An 18020-nucleotide genomic window follows, 5' to 3' on the forward strand; every position below is an offset into this window, starting at 1 on the left:
GCAGGGCTGCAAAAGAGAGATAAGCGGGCGCCATGGCACGCAAGGTGCGCTGCGCCCCAACCTCAGGCAGCCTCAGGCCACACTCATGCCAGGCGCAGGGTGGGCTCTTGGCCCCGGCCAGGCTGACGCAGGGCACCGGCGCCCTGGTTGGTGCCGACTTGCGCGCTGGCGCCGGGCACCCGGAAGACGGCCACCAGCTCGGCCAGTTGGCGGGCTTGGTCGTTGAGGGCGTTGGCCACGGCGGCAGATTCTTCGACCAGGGCGGCGTTCTCTTGGGTGACCTGGTCGATCTGGGCCACGGCCTGGTTGACCTGGTGGATGCCTGCGCGCTGCTCTTGCGATGCGGCGGTGATCTCGTCAATGATGACGCGCACTTGCTGCACGGCGCCCACGATTTCTGTCATGGTGGTGCCCGCGCGGTCGACCAGGCCAGAGCCTTCGCGCACTTTGCCTGCTGAGGCGTCGATCAGGCCCTTGATCTCTTTGGCGGCCTGGGCGCTGCGCCCGGCCAGGCTGCGCACTTCGCTGGCCACCACGGCAAAGCCACGGCCTTGCTCGCCTGCGCGGGCGGCTTCCACCGCTGCGTTCAGCGCCAGGATGTTGGTCTGGAAGGCGATGGAGTCGATGACACCGATGATTTCAGAGATGCGGTTGGAGCTGTCGGTGATGCCGCGCATGGTGTCCACCACGTTGCCCATCACGGCGCCGCCGCGCTCGGCAATGGCAGCGGCGTTGTGCACCAGCTCGCCTGCGCGCTGGGCGTTGTCGGCGTTTTGTGTGACGGTGCTGGTGAGCTGCTCCATGCTGGCAGCGGTTTGCTGCAACGATGACGCTTGCGATTCGGTGCGCGAAGACAGGTCGAGGTTGCCCGAGGCGATTTCGCTGGCGGCGTGGCGGATTTCTTCGGTGCCGTTGCGGATGTTGCCAATGAGCCCCGCCAGGCGGGTTTGCATGGTGTGCATGGCGGCCATCAGGCTGTGCGGGTTTTTGCCCGAGACCGGCACCACCACCGTGAGGTCGCCATCGGCAATGCGGCCCGCCACGTCACCAGCCTGCGCGGGCTCGCCACCCAGGCTGCCCGTGACGCTGCGGATGATGAGCAGCATGGAGACATGGATGATGGTGCCCAGCACCAGCACGATGGCCAGCAGCTTGGTGATGGTTTTGTAGAAGGAGGCCTGGATGTCGCCCACCAGCACGCCCGCCATGATGTGCCAGTCCCACGCTTTGTTGTAGCGTACGTAGGTGACTTTGGGCATCCGCTCGACCTTGCCATCGGGCTGTGTCACGCCGGCCTGGTAGGAGACAAAACCCTGGCCGTTCTTCTGGCCCATGGCGGCCAGCTCTCGGTAGTAGGCAACGCCGTCGGGGTCCTTGCGGTCGCCCACGTTGGTGCCAATGAGGTTGCCGCCGGTGGGATGCATCAGCATCAGCGGCGCCGAGTCGATGACGAAAAGGAAGTTCTTGCCACCGTCAAACCGCAGCTTGGACAGCCGGGCCAGGGCCTGCTCTTTGGCGGCGGGCAGCTCCAGGCGCCCGGCGGCCACCTCTGCGGCATACGACTCCACCAGGCTGTAGCCCAAGTCCACCACATGGTTGACGGCGGCCTGCCGCTCGTCGGTGACCACAGAGCGGGCATGGAACGCGGCCCACGCACCGAGCAAGAACAGCCCGAGCCACATCAGGATCAAGGCCAATGTCAGTTTGGTTTTCAGTCGCATAGAGAGATGGGGCCCCAGGGGGACTAGACGGGTTGGAAACAAATCAGGACAACGCGACCCGCCGAAGCAGACACCCAAGACCTAGGGTTAACACCAATGACGGAATGCGAGAGGCTGGATTGTTAACCAAATCTCGTAACCAAATATTTCTATTTGACATTCAAGCAACATTTTTTGTTGCGTTCTCAACCCCTTTTGCTGCGCTTCATTGCGCGCGATGGATTGGGCATGAAAAAAGCGGCCAGCGCTTAATAAATAAGCGCTGGCCGCTATAAAAAATGAAGCAAATGCTGCACCGACAGCCCCAGGGGTGCCAACCCCTGGGGTGCTCAGGTGGCCTTACTTGCCTTGCACGTAGGTGTTGCGGGCGGTGACAGCCAGGTCGGGGTAGTTGGCAAACATGCCGTCCATGCCCATGTCCAGGAACTGGCGGAACTCAGCCGCTGCCAGGGTGGCGTCGGCCTGGGCAAAGGTCCAGCCGTGCACCTTCAGGCCAGCGGCGTGGGCCTGGTCGATGAAGGCCTTGGTGAGGGGGTAGGTGGTGTTGTTGATGAGCACGCCCACGCCTTCGGTGAAGCCTGCCACCTCTTGCAGCGTGAGGGTGGTCACGCTGGTGCTGCCCACCACGCCCATGCGCAGCGAGCCATCGGCCGCCTTGGTGGCCACGCCCAGCAAGATGAGCGGCATCTTGTTGTTCTGCGCGATCTGCTTGGCACGCAGGCTGCGCAGGGTGGCGTCGCTGAAGGATTGGATGAAGAGCTTGCTGCCAGCGTTGTAGCCGTTGGCGTTCAACGTTTTCAGGATGCCGTCTTCCATCACCGGGTCGGCCTGCTTGGCCTCGGGGTAGATGCCCACTTCGCGGCCCACGGCGTTGCTTTGCTTCTTGGCAAAGTCCACCACCTCTTGGAAGGTGGGCACCGTGAAGGGGCTGGCGGCGCTGGGGGTGAAGCCGGGGTAGCTGGTCTTGCCCGTGCCGGTGGGGATCACCGTCAGGGTCTTGATCTCGGCCAGGGTGAAGTCGGCGACCTTGTAGCCGCCGTTGCGCTGCGCAAACAGCGTGGCCACGTTGGTGGTGCGGTTCAGGGTGTCGTCGTGGATGGCGACCAGTGCGCCGTCTTTGGTGATTTGCAGATCGGGCTCGATGAAGTCGACTCCCATGCGGATGGCCAGCTCGTAGCCGCCCAGGGTGTGCTCGGGCAGGTAGCCGCTGGCGCCCCGGTGGGCAATGACCTGGGGCTGTGCGGGCGCGTCATCGCTGCCACCGCAACCGGCAAGGACCAGGGCAGACAAGCAAACGGCGGCAAGGGATGTGAGGGCTTTCATGGCGTGATTCCGTGGTGGGAAAAACGCGCGACTCTAGGGACGCGCAATGACATTGTGGTGACATTGCGCGATGGGACTGACGCCGACCGGACAGGGCGGCGCGGGGCGTGCGCTGCCTTACCCGCAGTAGACCAGCCGCCTTACCGAGGCAGCGTGGTCACGGCGCCACCGTCCGGCAGTTGCTCTTGGCTGCCGGGTGGGCAGGGCTGGTCGGTGTAGATGGTGCGCCCTTGCTGCACGCATTTGCGGGGGGTGGGTGCCACGGGGGCCGATGCGCCACCGCGCGCACTGCCGGCACCGCCTGCGTTAGCGGATGCCGCCTTGCGGTCCTGCGGCAAGGTGTCTGCACCGGGGCGGGTGGCTTTGCGCCAGGCCTGCTCGGCCCAGGGCTGCACCTGCCCGGCCCATTGGTCGCGCGTCCACCACGCGGCGACGGCGGCGGCCAGCAGCAGCACGGCCAGCAAGGTCCAGAAGGCGCGTTGGCGGGGGCTGCGCATGGTGTGGGCTCCGGTGTGTGGTGTGCGGTGGATGCGGCTCAGGTCGCTGCAGTGCGGGCGCCGGGCACGGCCGTGTCGCCTGCGTCCGCACCCTTGGCAGCGGCAGCAGCTGTGGCTTTGGGGCTGGCGGCGTAGCCCAGTTGCTCCACAAACACGCTGGGGTGCTGGCGGCGCGACAGCAGGGTGAGCTGCTGGCGGGCGCGGGTCATGCCCACATACAAGGTGTTCTTTTCTTGCGCAAAGGGTGCTTGCGGGTCGGGGAAGGCGCCCTGCTCCAGGTAGGGGATGAGCACATGCTCAAACTCCAGCCCCTTCACATGGCCGATGTGGGCCAGCACCAGGCTGGCGGTGCTGCGCAGCTCGCGCTGGCGCTGCTCGGCGGCGTTGAGGTGCAAAAAGTAGTCGCGCGCGCTGCCAAAGGCCTGGGCGGCGTGGCTCAGGCCCGCCAGGTTGGCCAGGGCGTCGGCACGGCGCTGGCGCGAGACAAACACCTCGCGCACCACGGCCTCGATCTGCAGGGCCTCCAGCAGGCGGGCCAGGGTATCGGGGCCATGGGCTTCCTTGGCCACCTTCAGCGCGTTGCGCAGGCGCCGCTGCATGGCGGGCTCAACGTTGGGCACGATCTGGTTGGTGAAGAAGCTCTCGAGAAACAGCGGGTTGTCTGTGACGCTGCGGATGGCGTCGGCCAGCAGGTCGTGCTGCGATTCGTGCTCGCGCCCCTTGACCACGATGCGCGCACCGCAGAAGAAGACCAGGGCGCGCATGAGCTTTTCTCGCGTACGCGGCTCGGTCACGCTGTCGAAGTTATCGGTGGCCACGGCCAGCAGGCCGCGCACCAGCAGCACCTCGGGGCGCAGCAGGTAACTTTCAAAACCGCTGATGGTGTAGGGCACGCCGTCGGCCAGCAGGCGGTTTTCGATGGCGATGGACTGGCCCGGGTGGCGCAGCAGCACGGCCAGCCCGGCCATCTTGCCGCGCGTAGCGGTGCGCCACTGCTGCACCTGGTGGGCGATCAGGTCCACACATTCGGCCTCGTCGTCGTAGCCCAGCAGTTGTACGGCGGTGTCGTGCGCAGCCAAAGAGCCGTAGGGCTTGTCTGCCAAGCGCCCGGCCTTGATGGCCAGCTTGCGACCAAAGCGGTGGCTGGGCGTGAGGGGCAGGCGCGCCACCGGGCGGCCGGTGTGCGCGGTGATGGCGTCGCCCATGAACACGGCATCGGCCCCGTGCGCACCGTAGATGACCTGGTCACGGTCGCCCACGCCGCAGAATTGGCACGGGGTCGAATCGAGCAGCTCGCGCAGCACGCGGAACGAGGCCGCGTTCATGTCGTGCATCTCGTCCACCAGCACCATTTGCAGGTTGCGCGGCCAGTGCGGCAGGCTGGCGGCGGTGTCGCCTTCCAGCAGGCGGCGGGCCAGGTCGTAGGTGGCGTCGTAGGGGCCGCGAAACAGCGGCTGCTCGGCCAGCTCACGGCGGCGGATGCGTTCGTACGCGCGGAACACCTTGAGCTGCGTGTAGCCCAGCCCCAGGTCGCCCGCATAGTCAGGCGTGGCCGGGCCGTCGTCACGCTCCAGGTCGTCTTTCATCGTGCCCTTGAGCCAGAGAGCCATGGCCAGAAAGTCTTCGATAAAGCCTGCATCGCCCGCGCTGGGCAGCTGCAGTTCTTCGGGCCAGCGCTCGTATTCGTTGGCCTCCACGCGCTGCACGGCCTCCCACACGTAGGGGCGCAGGGCCTCCATGGTGTCGATCTGCTCTACCGGCGGAGCGTAGGGCTCTTGCAGCATGGCGGCGCAAAAGGCGTCAAAGCTGGCAATGCGAAAACGCTGCACCACGGGCGCGGGCAGGCCAATTTTGCGCAGCGCGGCCTGCAGGGCCTGGCAGGCGGTGTCGGTGTAGGTGAGGGCCAGGCAGCGCTCGGGCGGCATGCCGGTGGTCCACGCCTGGGCCATGCGCAGCGCCAGCGTGGTGGTTTTGGCGGCGCCTGCGTTGGCCTCGATGATGAGCGTGCGCTCGGCAGACATCTGCACGGCGACTTGCTCGTCGGTGGGGGTGATGTGCTTGGGTTGGTAGGGGTGAACGGTGGCCAACGGGGGTCCTCTTACCGGGTATGCCGGGCATGCAGGTGGGCATTCAAAAAATCGACACAACCTTTCACGCGGGGCCTGTTGCAGCACACCGCCCGTGCCATGGCTTCGACAGGCTCAGCCCGAACGGTTCGGGCTTGGGCCGCGGCTCAGTCCCTGACGGATCGAACGTGCACCGGCGCCCCCGGTACGGGGCGCGGGTTGCATGCAAACGCTGTAGGCACCGCGCGAAGGTCAGCGCCGCCGGCCCACGCCCACGTCAATCTCGCCATACACGGTAACGCCGCTGCTGCCACCGCCCATGTCCGTCACAGCGTTGCCCTGGGGGCCACTGCTGCTACCTGCGCTGCGTTTGTACAAGGGGCCAGGGGCATCGCCCCCGGCGACAGGTGTGCCTGCGCAGCCTGCGAGCAGGCCCAGGGCTGCGCACAGCGCCCAGACCCGTGCGCAGGCCAGCGCGGTCATGCGTCGCCGCCCAGGTGGTTGCCCAGGATGCCTGCCAGCTCGAACATGCCCGCGCTGTCTTTGCCGAACACGGCGCGCAGCTTGTCGTCGGCGACGATGGTGCGCTTGTCCTTGGGGTCTTGCAGGTTGTGGGTCTTAATGTATTCCCACATCTTCTTGACGGCCTCGGGGCGTGCCACGGGTTCGTTGCCAATCACAGCGGCCAGGGCGGCGCTGGGGGCCTTGCCTGCGGCGGCCTTGCGCGGGGCTTTTGCGGCGGTGGACTTGGCTGCGGCCTTTTTGGCAGGGGCTTTTTTGGCGGCTGCGGTGGTCTTGCCTGCCTTGGCGGCGGCGGTTTTGGCCGCAGCGCCCGGGCGGGGCGGGAACTTGCTGGGCGCAAACTCAAAGTTGACCTTGCCCGCCTCCTTGTCCCACGCCAGGTGGGCCTTGAAGTTGCGGCGCGTGCGCATGCTCACGAACTTGTCGAGCAGGTCGGTCTTGCCGGTCTCCAGCAGCTTGTGCATCTGCTCGCGCTCCACGGGCTGCTGCAGGATGATCTTGCCGCTCTTGAAGGTGCAGCTCGGTGTGGGCTGCGCTGCAGTGGGCACGGCCTTGCTGCACACGTAGTTGCTGCCATGCTCGTGCACCTCTGATCCGCAGATGGGGCAAGGGCCGAGGGCGGCGTCTTCAAACTCGACAATCTCGCCGGACTCTTCGCCCTTCTTGTCGTCGCCAAAGTCGAATTCGAGCTTGTAGTTGTGCGCCTCGTCGTCGTACTTGATGACGATCTCGGACGTGAAGGGCCAGCCCGCCTTGGAGCGGAAGCCCTCTAGCGGGCCGATCTTCTTGTCGCGCAGGAGCTGCTCGGCCTCGGCCGTTTCAAACGTGCGGCCTGCGGGCGATTTACCAAAGCTGAAGCCGCAGGGTGGTGTTCCTTCCGTCCTGTGTTGGATGGACGAATTGGCAGGCTTGCCAATGCAGGCGTAGCGACGGTAGTTCTCCATCACCGTACCGCCACAGTTGGGGCAGGGCGATTCAAGCATGGCGTAGTCGCCGGGGATGGTGTCGCGGTTGTATTCCTTGGCTTTTTTCACCATGCGCTCGGTCATGGCGGCGATCTCGGCCATAAAGGCTTCGCGGCTGAGCTGGCCCTTTTCCATCTGCGAGAGCTTGTATTCCCACTCACCCGTGAGTTCAGCGCGGCAGAGTTCTTCCACCTCCAGCCCGCGCAGCAGGGTCATGAGCTGGAAGGCCTTGGCCGTCGGGATCATCTCGCGGCCTTCGCGCAGCATGTACTTTTCGGTCAGCAGCCCTTCGATGATGGCCGCGCGCGTGGCGGGGGTGCCCAGGCCTTTTTCCTGCATCGCGCTGCGCAGTTCTTCGTCGTCGATCTGCTTGCCCGCGCTTTCCATGGCGCCGAGCAGTGTGGCTTCGGAGTAGCGTGCGGGGGGCTTGGTCTTGAGGCCCTTGGGGTCCACGGCCAGGGTGTTGACGCTTTCGCCGGGTTTGACCGGCACCAGATTCTGGCCCTTGTCGCCGTCCTTGCCGCCTTCGACTTCTTCGGCGGCTTCCTTGCCGTAGATGGCCAGCCAGCCCGGCTTGACCAGCACCTTGCCTTCGGTCTTGAAGCTGTGCGGGGCCACGGTGCTGATACGCGTGGTCACGGTGTATTCAGCGCTCGGGAAGAACACGGCCATGAAGCGGCGCACGACCAGGTCGTACAGCTTTTGCTCGGCTTCACTCAGGCCGCTTGGTGCCTGCAGCGTGGGGATGATGGCAAAGTGATCGCTGACCTTGCTGTTGTCGAAGATGCGCTTGGACGGGCGAACGTAGTTGTTGTTCAGCGCGGTGAGCGCGTGCGGCGCCAGGTGGCGCATGCCGCTGTCGGCCAGCATTTCAAAGGTCTGCTTGGCCACCGGCAAATAGTCTTCAGGCAGCGCGCGCGAGTCGGTACGCGGGTAGGTCAGGGCCTTGTGGCGCTCGTACAGGCTTTGTGCCAGGGCCAGCGTGGTCTTGGCGCTGAAGCCGAACTTGCCGTTGGCCTCGCGCTGCAGGCTGGTCAAATCGAACAGCAGGGGCGATGCCTGGGTGGTGGGCTTGCTCTCTTCGGTGACGGTGGCCTGCTTGCCGCGCACGGCGTTGGCTATTGACTGTGCCTCGGCGGCAGACCAAACGCGGTCGGCCTTGGCTTCAGCGTCCTCGCCCTTCTTCCACTTGGGGTCAAACCACTTGGCGGGGTATTCACCGGCCTGGGCGCCGAAGGTGGCGTGGATTTCCCAGTAGTCGCGGCTGATGAACTTGCGGATCTTTTCTTCGCGCTCCACCACCAGCGACAGGGTGGGCGTCTGCACCCGGCCCACGGTGGTCAAGAAGAACCCGCCGTCGCGCGAGTTGAAGGCCGTCATGGCGCGGGTGCCGTTGATGCCCACCAGCCAGTCGGCCTCAGAGCGGCTGCGCGCCGCGTGGGCCAGGCCCGCCATCTGCTGCTCAGAGCGCAGGGCGTTGAAGCCATCGCGGATGGCCTGGGGCGTCATCGATTGCAGCCACAGGCGGCGCACGGGCTTGCCCAAAGGCTTGGCGCCACCGGCGTACTGCTCGATCAGGCGGAAGATGAGCTCGCCCTCGCGGCCCGCGTCACAGGCGTTGATGAGTTCAGACACGTCCTTGCGCTTGGCCTGCTTGACCACCGCGTTCAGGCGGCTCTTGGTCTTGTCCACGGGCTTGAGGTCAAAAAACGGCGGGATCACGGGCAGGTGCGCAAAGCTCCACTTGCCGCGCTTCACATCGAACTGCTCGGGGGCCTGGATCTCCACCAGGTGGCCTACGGCGCTGGTGACTACATAGCGGTCGTTCTCGAAGTGGTCTTCGTGCTTGTCAAACTTGCCCGCCACGGGGGTCAGGGCGCGCACGATGTCCTGCGCCACTGAGGGTTTTTCTGCAATTACCAGGGTCTTGGTCATTTTGGGGCTCTCGCCAGTCGTTCTGGTTGCCCGGGTTGCGGGCGCTTCTACAATTCGGCTCTCACGCGCATGCACACGCATACACGCGCACGCACACACATGTGTGCACCATCAAGTTAACAGAGTTTTTGCCATGGCCCGCAATGCAACGCCCGCCGACCCCAACGCCCACTCCGGCCGCCGCATCCAGACGAGGCGCTCGGGCGTGCACGGCAGAGGGGTTTTTGCCCTGCAGGACATCGCCGCTGGCGAGGTGCTGGTGGAATACACCGGCGAAATCATCAGCTGGCAAGAAGCGCAAGACCGCCACCCCCACGACCCCAGCCAGCCCAACCACACGTTTTACTTCCATGTGGACGAGGACCGGGTGATCGACGCCAACTACGGCGGCAACTCGGCCCGCTGGATCAACCACAGCTGCGATCCCAATTGCTTTGCCGACGAGCAGGACGGCCGCATTTTCATCACCGCGCTGCGCAATATCAAGGCGGGCGACGAGTTGAACTACGACTACGGCCTGATCATTGAAGAGCGCTACACCCCCAAACTGAAGGCCGAATACCCCTGCTGGTGCGGCGCGGCCACCTGCCGGGGCACGCTGCTGGCCCCCAAGCGCGGCTGGCGCCCGCCCATGCCCGACCTGCCCCCGCCAGAGCCCCGCGCTGCACGCAGCAAAGTCAAGAGCCCCCAGGCCAATAAAGCCACGAAGGGCGACAAGGGCGGCAAGGCATGACCGCCCCCATCCGCTGGCCCGCCGAGGCCGTCTGGGAGGCCGTAGCCCCGCTGTTGCCGGGCTTCACGGTCGAGGTGCTGCCCAGCATCGACTCGACCAACACCGAGCTGATGCGCCGCGCCCGTGCCGGGCAGACCGAGCCCACCCTGCTGGTGGCCGAGCAGCAAACCGCCGGACGCGGCCGCCTGGGCCGGGTGTGGCAGAGCGATGTAGGCGCGTCGTTGATGTTGTCCTTGGGCCTGCCGCTGGCGCCCAAGGATTGGTCCGGCCTGTCGCTGGCCGTGGGCGTGAGCGTGGCCGAGAGCCTGCAGCCCGCCCTGCCCCCGCTGCAGCCCGGCCACAGTCCCCGCATTGGCCTGAAGTGGCCCAACGACCTGTGGCTGAGCGGCGACCGCAAGCTGGGCGGCATTTTGGTGGAGACCGCCAGCTTCGTATCGCCCCAGGCCGCACAAGCCGCCTCCGGCGCCAGCCAGCATGGCACCGCCGCCCGCTACGTGGTGGTGGGCATTGGCATCAATGTGCAGCCCCGCAGCGCCGAGGGCATGAGCATGCCCCCCGGCAGCCTGCAGGACGTGGAGCCGGGCCTGGATGCGCCCGCCGCCCTGCTGCGCATCGTGCCCCCGCTGGTGGCCATGCTGCAGGGCTTTGAGGCCTGCGGCTTTGCGCCCGTGCAGCCCCGCTTTGCTGCGCGCGATGTGCTGCAGGGTCGCCCTGTGACGCTGAGCGATGGCCAGACCGGCACCGCCCATGGCGTGGGCGAAGACGGCGCGCTGCTGGTGCACACCGCCCAGGGCATGCAGGCCGTGACCAGTGCCGAGATCAGCGTGCGCCCTGCCGTGGTGGCCGCCCCGCTGTGACCCCCACCTTGAACTGAACCGAGAGAAGCCCCCACCCATGCTGCGCCTTGCCGTCATCGCCCTGCTGCTGGCCAATGCCGGTTATTACGCCTACACCCAGGGCTGGCTGCGCAGCGCAGGCCTGGCCCAGCCCGAGCAAGCCGAGCCCCTGCGCATGCAGCAGCAGATCCGCCCCGAGACCCTGAAAGTGCTGCGCACGCAAGGCACCACCGCCGCCCCCACGCCGCCCGCCCCACCGGCGGCTGCGGCCGATGCCGGGGCCTCTGCCACGGCCGCAGCCGCCCCGGCCGCCGATGCGGGCGAATGCCTGCAGGCCGGTGTGTTTGACGACAAGCAGGCGGCGGCCCTGCGCACCGCCGCCGCCAGCCTGCCCCAGGGCAGCTGGACGCTGGAGCCCACGCCCATCACCGGGCGCTGGATGATCTACATGGGCCGCTTTGACGACCAGGACACGCTGGACAAAAAGCGCGCCGAGCTGCGCGCCCGCAAGGTGGACTTTGACCGCGCGGGCGGCACGCTGGAGCTGGGCCTTTCGCTGGGCCGCTTCTCCACCGAAGAGGCCGCACAGCGGGGCCTGACCACCCTGAACGCCCAGGGCGTGCGCACCGCCCGCGTGGTGCTGGAGCGCCAGGCCGCCCCGGGCTTCACCCTCAAGCTGCCCGCTGTGACCGATGCACAACGCCAGCAGTGGCTGGCCACCCTGCGCCCCGCCATGGCGGGCAAAACGCTGGGCAGCTGCGGCTAAGAGCGGCTAGACGCGGCTAGCCGCAGTTCGAGGCGGCTCGAAGAACTGTTCAAAGAGCCCAGGCGGCGGCCCTCTGCCTGTTCTGCCCGCTATGGATTCGGCACGGGCCCGAGCGGAGATTTCAAGTTCAAAGAGACTGAATCAACCGGCCCCGCCAGTTTGCACAAGTTGACCATTGGCCCAGCAAGCCCATGGTGGCTTGCGGCACACTGCCCCACGCACACGGCTGAGAGCCCGAACCGGCCCTCAGCCCGTGCCGCGCAGCGGTGGGCCACCCCGCCCGCCTTTTCAACGGTTTCACAGGGAGCAGCACCATGGGTTTATTCGATTCAGTCGTCGGCGCAGTCTTGAACAACGCAGGCCAGACCGGGGGCACTGCCGCAGGCGGCGGCCTGGGCGGGCTGCTGGGCATGGCCGCCCAAAACCCGCAGCTGGTGCAAGCCGTGCTGTCCCTGCTGGGCAACGATGGCGCGCACGGCGGGCTGGCGGGGCTGGTAGAGCGCTTTCAGCAAGCGGGGCTGGGCAATGTGCTGCAGTCGTGGATTGGCACGGGCACCAACCTGCCGATCTCGGGCGAGCAACTGGCCAGCGTGCTGGGCCAGGGCACCCTGTCACAACTGGGCAGCCAGGTGGGCGCAGCCCCGGCCGATGTGGCCCAGCAGCTCAGCCACCTGCTGCCCGGCTTGGTGGACCAACTCACGCCCCAGGGCCAGGTGCCCCAGGGCGGCCTGGGCAACAGCAGTGACCTGATGGGCGTACTGGGGCAGTTTTTGCGCGGCTGAAGCCCCAAGCCGCTCAGGCCTGCAGGCGCGGCGGGGCCGCCAGCTGCTCGGGCGTGGTGAAGTAAGCCGTGTGGCTGCCCAAGCCAGCGCGCGCCTGGGCCAGCACTTGGCGGGCCACGGTGCGCAGGTGCACCTCGTCAGGCCCGTCCATCAGGCGCAGGGCGCGGCCCCAGGTCCAGAAGGCGGCCAGGGGCGTATCGGGCGACAGGCCCATGGCGCCAAAAATCTGCATGGCCCGGTCCACCACGCGCTGCTGCAGCCGGGCTGCCACCACCTTGATGGCCGCCACCTGCGCGCGCACCTGCCGGGCGTTGGCCGCTTCTGGCCCTGCGCCTTGTCCAGTGCCCTGCCCCGTTTTCACCCCGCTTTCTTCCCCGTGCGGGCTTTGGTCCAGCAGCCAGGCCGTGTGCAGCACCAGCCAGCGCGCCTGGTCGATCTCGATGCGCGAGTCGGCCAGCCACTCTTGCACATTGGCTTGTTCAGACAGCGGCTTGCCAAAGGCGTGGCGCTCCAGCGCGCGCTCAGCGGCCAGTTGGAGGGCCAGCTCGCACTGGCCGATGGTGCGCATGCAGTGGTGCACCCGCCCTGGCCCCAGGCGCGCCTGCGCCATGGCAAAGCCTTGCCCCCAGGCGCCCAGCAAGGCGGTGGCGGGCACGCGCACGTTGTGCAGGCGAATCTCGCAATGCCCCTCGGGCGCGTGGTGGTGCAGCACGCGAATGTTGCGCACCACCTCTACGCCCGGTGTGCCCAGGGGCACCAGCACCATGCTGTGGCAGTGGTGGGGGTCATGGTGGCGGGGGCCACCCAGGCTGCCGGGGCTGTCGATGCTGGCGGCGTCTTCGTCCCCATCGGCGTTGCGGCACAGCACGATGAGCAATTGGCACTGCGGGTGCGCCGCGCCAGTGATGAACCACTTGCGGCCGTTGAGCACAAAGACTTCACCCTCGCGCCGCACCGTGGTCTGCAGGTTGGTGGGGTCGGACGATGCCACGTCCGGCTCGCTCATCGCAAAGGCCGACCGGCACTGGCCGTGCAGCAGCGGCTGCAGCCACTGCGTGCGCTGCGCAGGGCTGGCAAAGCGGTGCAGCAGCTCGATGTTGCCGGTGTCGGGCGCGCTGCAGTTGAACACCTCGGCCGCCCAGGGCAAGCGGCCCATGGCTTCGGCCAGCGGTGCGTAGTCCAGGTTGGACAGGCGCGTGCCGGGCTCGTCATCGCACAGCGTGGGCAAGAACAGGTTCCACAGCCCCTCTTCGCGGGCCAGGGCCTTGAGGTCTTCGAGGAACGGCGGCGGGTAGTCGCCCGCCTGCACGGCGGCATGCCAGGCGGCGTTGTAGGGCAGCACGTAGCGGTCGATGAAGGCGTTGAGCCGATCGCACAACTGCCGCGCCAGGGGGGAGGGGTTGAAGTCCATGCGGGCATTGTGAAAACCGCGCAGGCCCCTGTCAGAACGCAGGCGACACCCGGCTTGACGCAGGTCATCGCAAGGGTGAGGCACGCCCTTGCACCGCACCAAACGCTATTATTTTCATAGCTTCTAGCGCTTATTAGATAAGCGCTAGAAGGCATTTTTAACCCAAACCCAGGCTTTCCACGGTACGATCCGCGCATGACCACCCAGTACGAAACCCTGCACCCCGAAGACACCTACCGCGAGGCCTTTGGCGTGGAGCCCCCCGAGGTGCCTGCCGAGCGGATGCTGTGGCCGCGCAAGCCGGGGTTCTTCATCGTGCACCGGCCCGTGGCCACCGCCCTGCGGGCGCCCGCAGCTGCAGGGCCTGAGGTGACGGCGGCTGCGCCCCAGGCCGTGGCGGCCGATGCGCCCCCCGCAGAGGCCCCGGCCCCCACCCCACCCGCCGACCGCACCCGCGTGCTGGTGCCCGCGCAATGGGGGTTGGTGCCGCACTGGGTCAAGTCGGCGTCGGACGCCAAGCTGCGTGCCCCCAAGCTGACCACGGCCAAGTCCGACCTGCTGGGCACCGGCACCGCCTTTCGCGAAGCCTGGCTGGCGGGGCAGCGCTGCATCGTGCCCATGCAGGCCTTTTATGCAGTCGATCACCGCAAGGGCAAGCCCGTGCCCACCCGCATTGCCCGGGTCGACGGCAAACCCATGGGCCTGGCAGGCCTGTGGGCCCGCTGGCAGGGGGCCGAGGGCGAAGAGATCATCAGCTACGCGCTCATCACCGTGAACGCCAACAACCATGCGCTGCTCAACCGCTACCAGCCCCCGGGCAGCGAAAAGAGCATGCCCGTCATCCTGAACGAGGGCGCCTACGACGCCTGGCTGACCGCCCGCACCGACAAGGCCAAAGAGTTTTTGCGCCAGTACCCCGCGCAGTCGCTGCTGGCCAACCCGGTCGAGAAGAAGGCCGACAAGGCGCCCAAAGGCTGGCTGGACTGAGCGCTCACGCGTTGCGCAAGGCTTCGACAAGCTCAGCCCGAACGGTCGGTAGGTGCACCAATCCCCCGCCCGACCCCGCCACACCCTACCCGTTCGGGCTGAGCCTGTCGAAGCCAGGGCACGGTGTCTGGGCAGTCGCACATCCAACCGCAGGCAGCGCAAAGTTCAACGCGCCTTGAGCAGCGCCTCCACCTGCAGCAGCACCAGCTCGTTGTCGTCCGCCTTGTTCGGGTCGCGGCTGGAGCTGAAAGGCAGGTTGTTGTCATTGCCCACCACGATGTGCTTGTCGTCCACCACGTCCACGTTTTCAATGGTGAAGAACGGGAAGGTGAGCACGCCGTTGTTCAGTGGTTTCTTGGCCAGGCGCTGCGGGTCCTGGATGGCCATCAGGTCGATGTAGCCCACCTTGCGGATTTCGCCGCCCACGTTGGCGTCGTTCAGCTCCACCTTGTAGACGCGTTTGAACTGCGCCAGGTCGTGGAAGCAATCCGTGCGCTGCTGGCCCGTGGGGCAGGCCTTGTCGGCCGTGCCTTCGCCGTTGTCGCGCTCGATGATGAGGCCCATGCTGGCGTCGATCATGTTGAAGTCACCAATCGCGTGGTGGTTGGCCTCCAGCACGTACTTCCAGTGGCGACCCGTCCATTGCTCGGTCTTCACATCGAATTCGAGCACGCGCAGGTACTGCTTGCCGCCCACGTTCTCGTAGGCCTTGGCGGCGTCGTTCCACAGCGCGCCTTCGAGCAGGGCGTAGAGCTTGCTGCCGTCCTTGCTGGCGGCCATGCCTTCAAAGCCCTTGGAGCGCTTCACATCGAACGCGGTGGGCTTGGCATCGGGCGCGCCGGGCATCAGCACGCCGGGGGCATCGGGCGAGCGCACCACCTTGCCGTCCACCTTCGTCTCGAACACCGCCAGCACCTTGCCATTCAAATCGGCCTTGATGAGGAATGGGCCAAACTCGTCGCCAATCCACAGCGCACCGCCTGCGAACTGGAAGCTCTCGGGGTCAAAGTCCGCGCCCGTCAGGTAGCGCTTGTCGGTGCCTTCTTGCGTGATGCGAAAGGGCACCTTCTTGTCGGGGTCGTGCAGGAAGATGGTCTTTTGGCGGCTGAACTGGCCGCTTTGGAAGTCCACTGTGTAGTGGCTCAGGTGCAGCATGAAATCGGGCGAGTTGGCCTTGGAGCCCGCGCCGTTGTCGGTCAGCAGCCAAAAGCTGCCATCCGCCATGCGCTTGATGCCCGAGTGGCCTTGCAAGGGCTGGCCGTCAAACGGCAGGCCAATGCCCGTGGGGCGCCCAGCCGACAGGCCCGCCACCGAACCCAGCTTCTCGACGCGCTGCGCGGTGGTGAACTTGCCCGCATGGCGCAGATCGGCCGGGGCATCGGCGGGGGCAGCAATCACCGTCATGGCAGGCATCACGGCATGGCCCGCCAGCGCGGCGGGGAAGGCTTGCTGGGCGTGGGCAGGCGACCAGGCCGCACAAGCCAAAGCCGCGCAGGCGGCCAGGCGATTCAGGGTGAGCAGAGCAGGCGTGTTGGAAAACATGGTGGCAATGGGTGCACAAAATGAAAGGCGCAACCTTGCCGGGGGGATGTGACGCAGGTGTGACCGATCAAGCCCTATCCACTGCGCCTGATCACATGAGCCCGTGATCCACACAAGACTGCGGCGGCCTCATGGCACCGCCTGTCCTGCGAGTTCTTTTCAACGAACCGGCTGCCGTCTAGAGGCCCACCAAGCCGCTATGGGAAAAGCCAAAGCAACCGCAATGAACGCGAATGGCGCCCACATGACCGGCTCGTCGCGCACGCCAAGGCTAGGCCCTAAGCCAGGAGGGCCCCAAGCGACGAACGCGAACGCCAGAGCGAAGGAAACCACCACCAAAATCGTCACCGCACCCATCGTCTGGGACACAGTGCGACGAGCACGTACTCGACGGAGCAAGACCAAAGCAGCGCTGGCTAAAACAAGAGGAGGAAGCAGCAGCCACACAAGAACGAAAGCGAACTCCCAACCCATCATCTTGGCCTCTCTATGGCGAGCATGGCGTGCACCGCCACATCAGATGCACACGGCCAACAAAGCCATTGCACCAATGTAGAAAACGACCCACCCAAGGCCAGGTCGCCAACTCACTCGACCGTCCACGCCCGCGCCACTGCCCAAGGAGCCAAACGCGCCCAGCACGATCAACCCCGTGGCCGTCAGTGCATCAGCCACCGTATCTGCGGCCTCTGAACCTCGTAGGCAACCAAGGCCCAAAAAGAAGAGTGCGCTGAATCCAATCATCCAAAAATTGAACGGACGCACCCCACCCAATGACGCAAACAAACCAAGCGCCGCCACGGCGGCAAAGGCACCAACCACCGCGCCAAATGCCAGAGCAATCAGGCCGTACTGCAATCGGTCTGTAACCGTCAAAGCTTCGCGTTGCAAGGGCGTCCTCGAATAACGTTACGGGTCTTGGGTCGGTGGCGCAGGCACCGATCAAGGGTCAGTGAAAACTATATCCGGCAGCGCCCCCTCACCGCCGCGACATCCACAGCGCAGCCCCCACCACCAGCGCCCCGCCCAGCCAGCCTTGCGGCCCCAGGCTTTCGCCCAGCCAGGCCACGGCAAACAGCGCGCCCCAGGCGGGCTCGGTGCCGGTGAGCAGGCCCACGCGGCTGGGGCTGGTGTGTTTGAGGGCCCAGTTTTGCGCCACCAGGGCGAACACGGTGCAGCCCAGAACCAGGTAGGCGGTGGCCCACCAGAAGGCGCTGGCAGCAGCCCAAGTGGGCAGCGGCGGCAGGCCTTGCGGCAGCAGCGCCCAGCCCATGGCCAGAGTGCCCAAGCCCACCACGGCCGACTGCACGGTGGTGAGCAGCAGCACGGGCACTGGCGCAGCCCCTGGTGCGGCGCTGGGCGAGATGTGGCGGGCCGCCCGCGCGGTGGCGCAGGCCATGAGGGCGCGCAGCACGGCGGCGGCCAGCATGAGGGCGTCGCCCCCGCTCCAGGCGCCCTGCCAGCCCCCGGCCAGCAGCAGTGCGCCGCACAGCGACACGGCCACGCACATCCACACGGCCCGGCTGGGGCGCTGGCCCATCAGCGCCCATTCGGCCACGGGGGTAAAGACCACACACAGGCTGATGAGGAAGGCGGCGCGGCTGGCGGGCGTGTGGGCCACGCCATAGGTCTCGCACACAAAGATGGACAGCAACAAAGCCCCGAGCGGCAGCCCCTTGCGCAGCGCGCCCCACCGCTGCGCGGCCGTGGTGCCGCGCAGCGCCACCGGTGCCAGCAAGGCCGTGGTGAGCAAGAAGCGCACGGCCAAAAAACCGAGCACCGGGTAAAACGCCAGCGCGCCCTTGGCCACGCCGTAGCTGGTGCCCCAGACGATGGCCACCAACAGCAGGGCCAGGTCGGCACCGCGCAGCAGAGGAGATGGGGCGGTTGCCAGGGAGGGGGCGCTGTGCACGGCGGCGGGAGAGTTCATGCCT

General features: G+C 66.7%; 15 protein-coding genes. 5 read left to right on the forward strand and 10 right to left on the reverse strand.

Annotated features, from left to right (window positions below; all coding sequences use genetic code 11):
• Positions 1–83: 83 nt before the first annotated feature.
• The 6 genes from CLU88_RS23455 to CLU88_RS13835 form a co-directional block, all read right to left on the reverse strand.
• Entirely contained in the window at positions 84–1721 is a 1638-nt protein-coding gene (locus tag CLU88_RS23455) for a methyl-accepting chemotaxis protein (protein ID WP_099657084.1), read from the reverse strand.
• A gap of 339 nt (positions 1722–2060) precedes the next feature.
• On the reverse strand, positions 2061–3044 hold the full coding sequence (locus CLU88_RS13815) for a glycerophosphodiester phosphodiesterase family protein (RefSeq protein WP_099657085.1): 984 nt from the start codon (positions 3042–3044) through the stop codon (positions 2061–2063).
• Between the two features lie 140 nt (positions 3045–3184).
• On the reverse strand, positions 3185–3541 hold the full coding sequence (locus CLU88_RS13820) for a DUF4124 domain-containing protein (RefSeq protein ID WP_099657086.1): 357 nt from the start codon (positions 3539–3541) through the stop codon (positions 3185–3187).
• Between the two features lie 38 nt (positions 3542–3579).
• Entirely contained in the window at positions 3580–5628 is a 2049-nt protein-coding gene (locus CLU88_RS13825; RefSeq protein ID WP_099657087.1) for a UvrD-helicase domain-containing protein, read from the reverse strand.
• Between the two features lie 231 nt (positions 5629–5859).
• A complete protein-coding gene (locus tag CLU88_RS13830) occupies positions 5860–6090 on the reverse strand; it encodes a hypothetical protein (RefSeq protein ID WP_099657088.1) in 231 nt (76 codons plus the stop codon).
• Positions 6087–9029, reverse strand: a complete 2943-nt coding sequence (locus tag CLU88_RS13835) for a DNA topoisomerase III (protein WP_099657089.1) — start codon at positions 9027–9029, stop codon at positions 6087–6089. The genes CLU88_RS13830 and CLU88_RS13835 overlap by 4 nt, the downstream gene beginning before the upstream one ends.
• Positions 9030–9162: 133 nt before the next feature.
• Here CLU88_RS13835 and CLU88_RS13840 point away from each other — a divergent pair, with 133 nt between their 5' ends.
• From CLU88_RS13840 to CLU88_RS13855, 4 genes are all read left to right on the forward strand, one after another.
• Positions 9163–9762: an SET domain-containing protein gene (locus CLU88_RS13840; protein ID WP_099657090.1), complete on the forward strand. Its 600-nt coding sequence runs from the start codon at positions 9163–9165 to the stop codon at positions 9760–9762.
• A complete protein-coding gene (locus tag CLU88_RS13845; protein WP_099657091.1) occupies positions 9759–10619 on the forward strand; it encodes a biotin--[acetyl-CoA-carboxylase] ligase in 861 nt (286 codons plus the stop codon). The genes CLU88_RS13840 and CLU88_RS13845 overlap by 4 nt, the downstream gene beginning before the upstream one ends.
• 37 nt (positions 10620–10656) lie before the next feature.
• Positions 10657–11364 carry a sporulation protein gene (locus tag CLU88_RS13850; protein WP_099657092.1) on the forward strand — a complete coding sequence of 236 codons (708 nt, stop codon included), beginning with the start codon at positions 10657–10659 and terminating at the stop codon, positions 11362–11364.
• Positions 11365–11678: 314 nt separating this feature from the next.
• Positions 11679–12146 carry a YidB family protein gene (locus CLU88_RS13855; protein WP_099657093.1) on the forward strand — a complete coding sequence of 156 codons (468 nt, stop codon included), beginning with the start codon at positions 11679–11681 and terminating at the stop codon, positions 12144–12146.
• Positions 12147–12159: 13 nt separating this feature from the next.
• Here the strand turns inward: CLU88_RS13855 and CLU88_RS13860 are convergent, their stop codons facing one another.
• The gene (locus CLU88_RS13860; RefSeq protein WP_099657094.1) at positions 12160–13557 is read right to left on the reverse strand and encodes an acyl-CoA dehydrogenase family protein; all 1398 of its coding nucleotides are present in this window, start codon (positions 13555–13557) and stop codon (positions 12160–12162) included.
• A gap of 195 nt (positions 13558–13752) precedes the next feature.
• Between CLU88_RS13860 and CLU88_RS13865 the strand changes: the two genes are divergently transcribed.
• Positions 13753–14544, forward strand: coding sequence for an SOS response-associated peptidase (locus CLU88_RS13865; protein ID WP_099657095.1), 792 nt, complete (start codon positions 13753–13755; stop codon positions 14542–14544).
• A gap of 165 nt (positions 14545–14709) precedes the next feature.
• Here CLU88_RS13865 and CLU88_RS13870 read toward each other — a convergent pair whose 3' ends face one another.
• The 3 genes from CLU88_RS13870 to CLU88_RS13880 all read right to left on the reverse strand — a co-directional run bounded on the left by CLU88_RS13870 (position 14710) and on the right by CLU88_RS13880 (position 18016).
• On the reverse strand, positions 14710–16086 hold the full coding sequence (locus CLU88_RS13870; protein ID WP_099657096.1) for an esterase-like activity of phytase family protein: 1377 nt from the start codon (positions 16084–16086) through the stop codon (positions 14710–14712).
• 516 nt (positions 16087–16602) lie between these two features.
• Positions 16603–16977, reverse strand: a complete 375-nt coding sequence (locus tag CLU88_RS13875) for a hypothetical protein (RefSeq protein ID WP_143226008.1) — start codon at positions 16975–16977, stop codon at positions 16603–16605.
• A gap of 88 nt (positions 16978–17065) precedes the next feature.
• Entirely contained in the window at positions 17066–18016 is a 951-nt protein-coding gene (locus CLU88_RS13880) for a DMT family transporter (RefSeq protein ID WP_099657098.1), read from the reverse strand.
• Between the last annotated feature and the right edge of the window lie 4 nt (positions 18017–18020).

This window comes from Acidovorax sp. 56 (assembly GCF_002749705.1).
GTDB lineage: Bacteria > Pseudomonadota > Gammaproteobacteria > Burkholderiales > Burkholderiaceae_C > Acidovorax.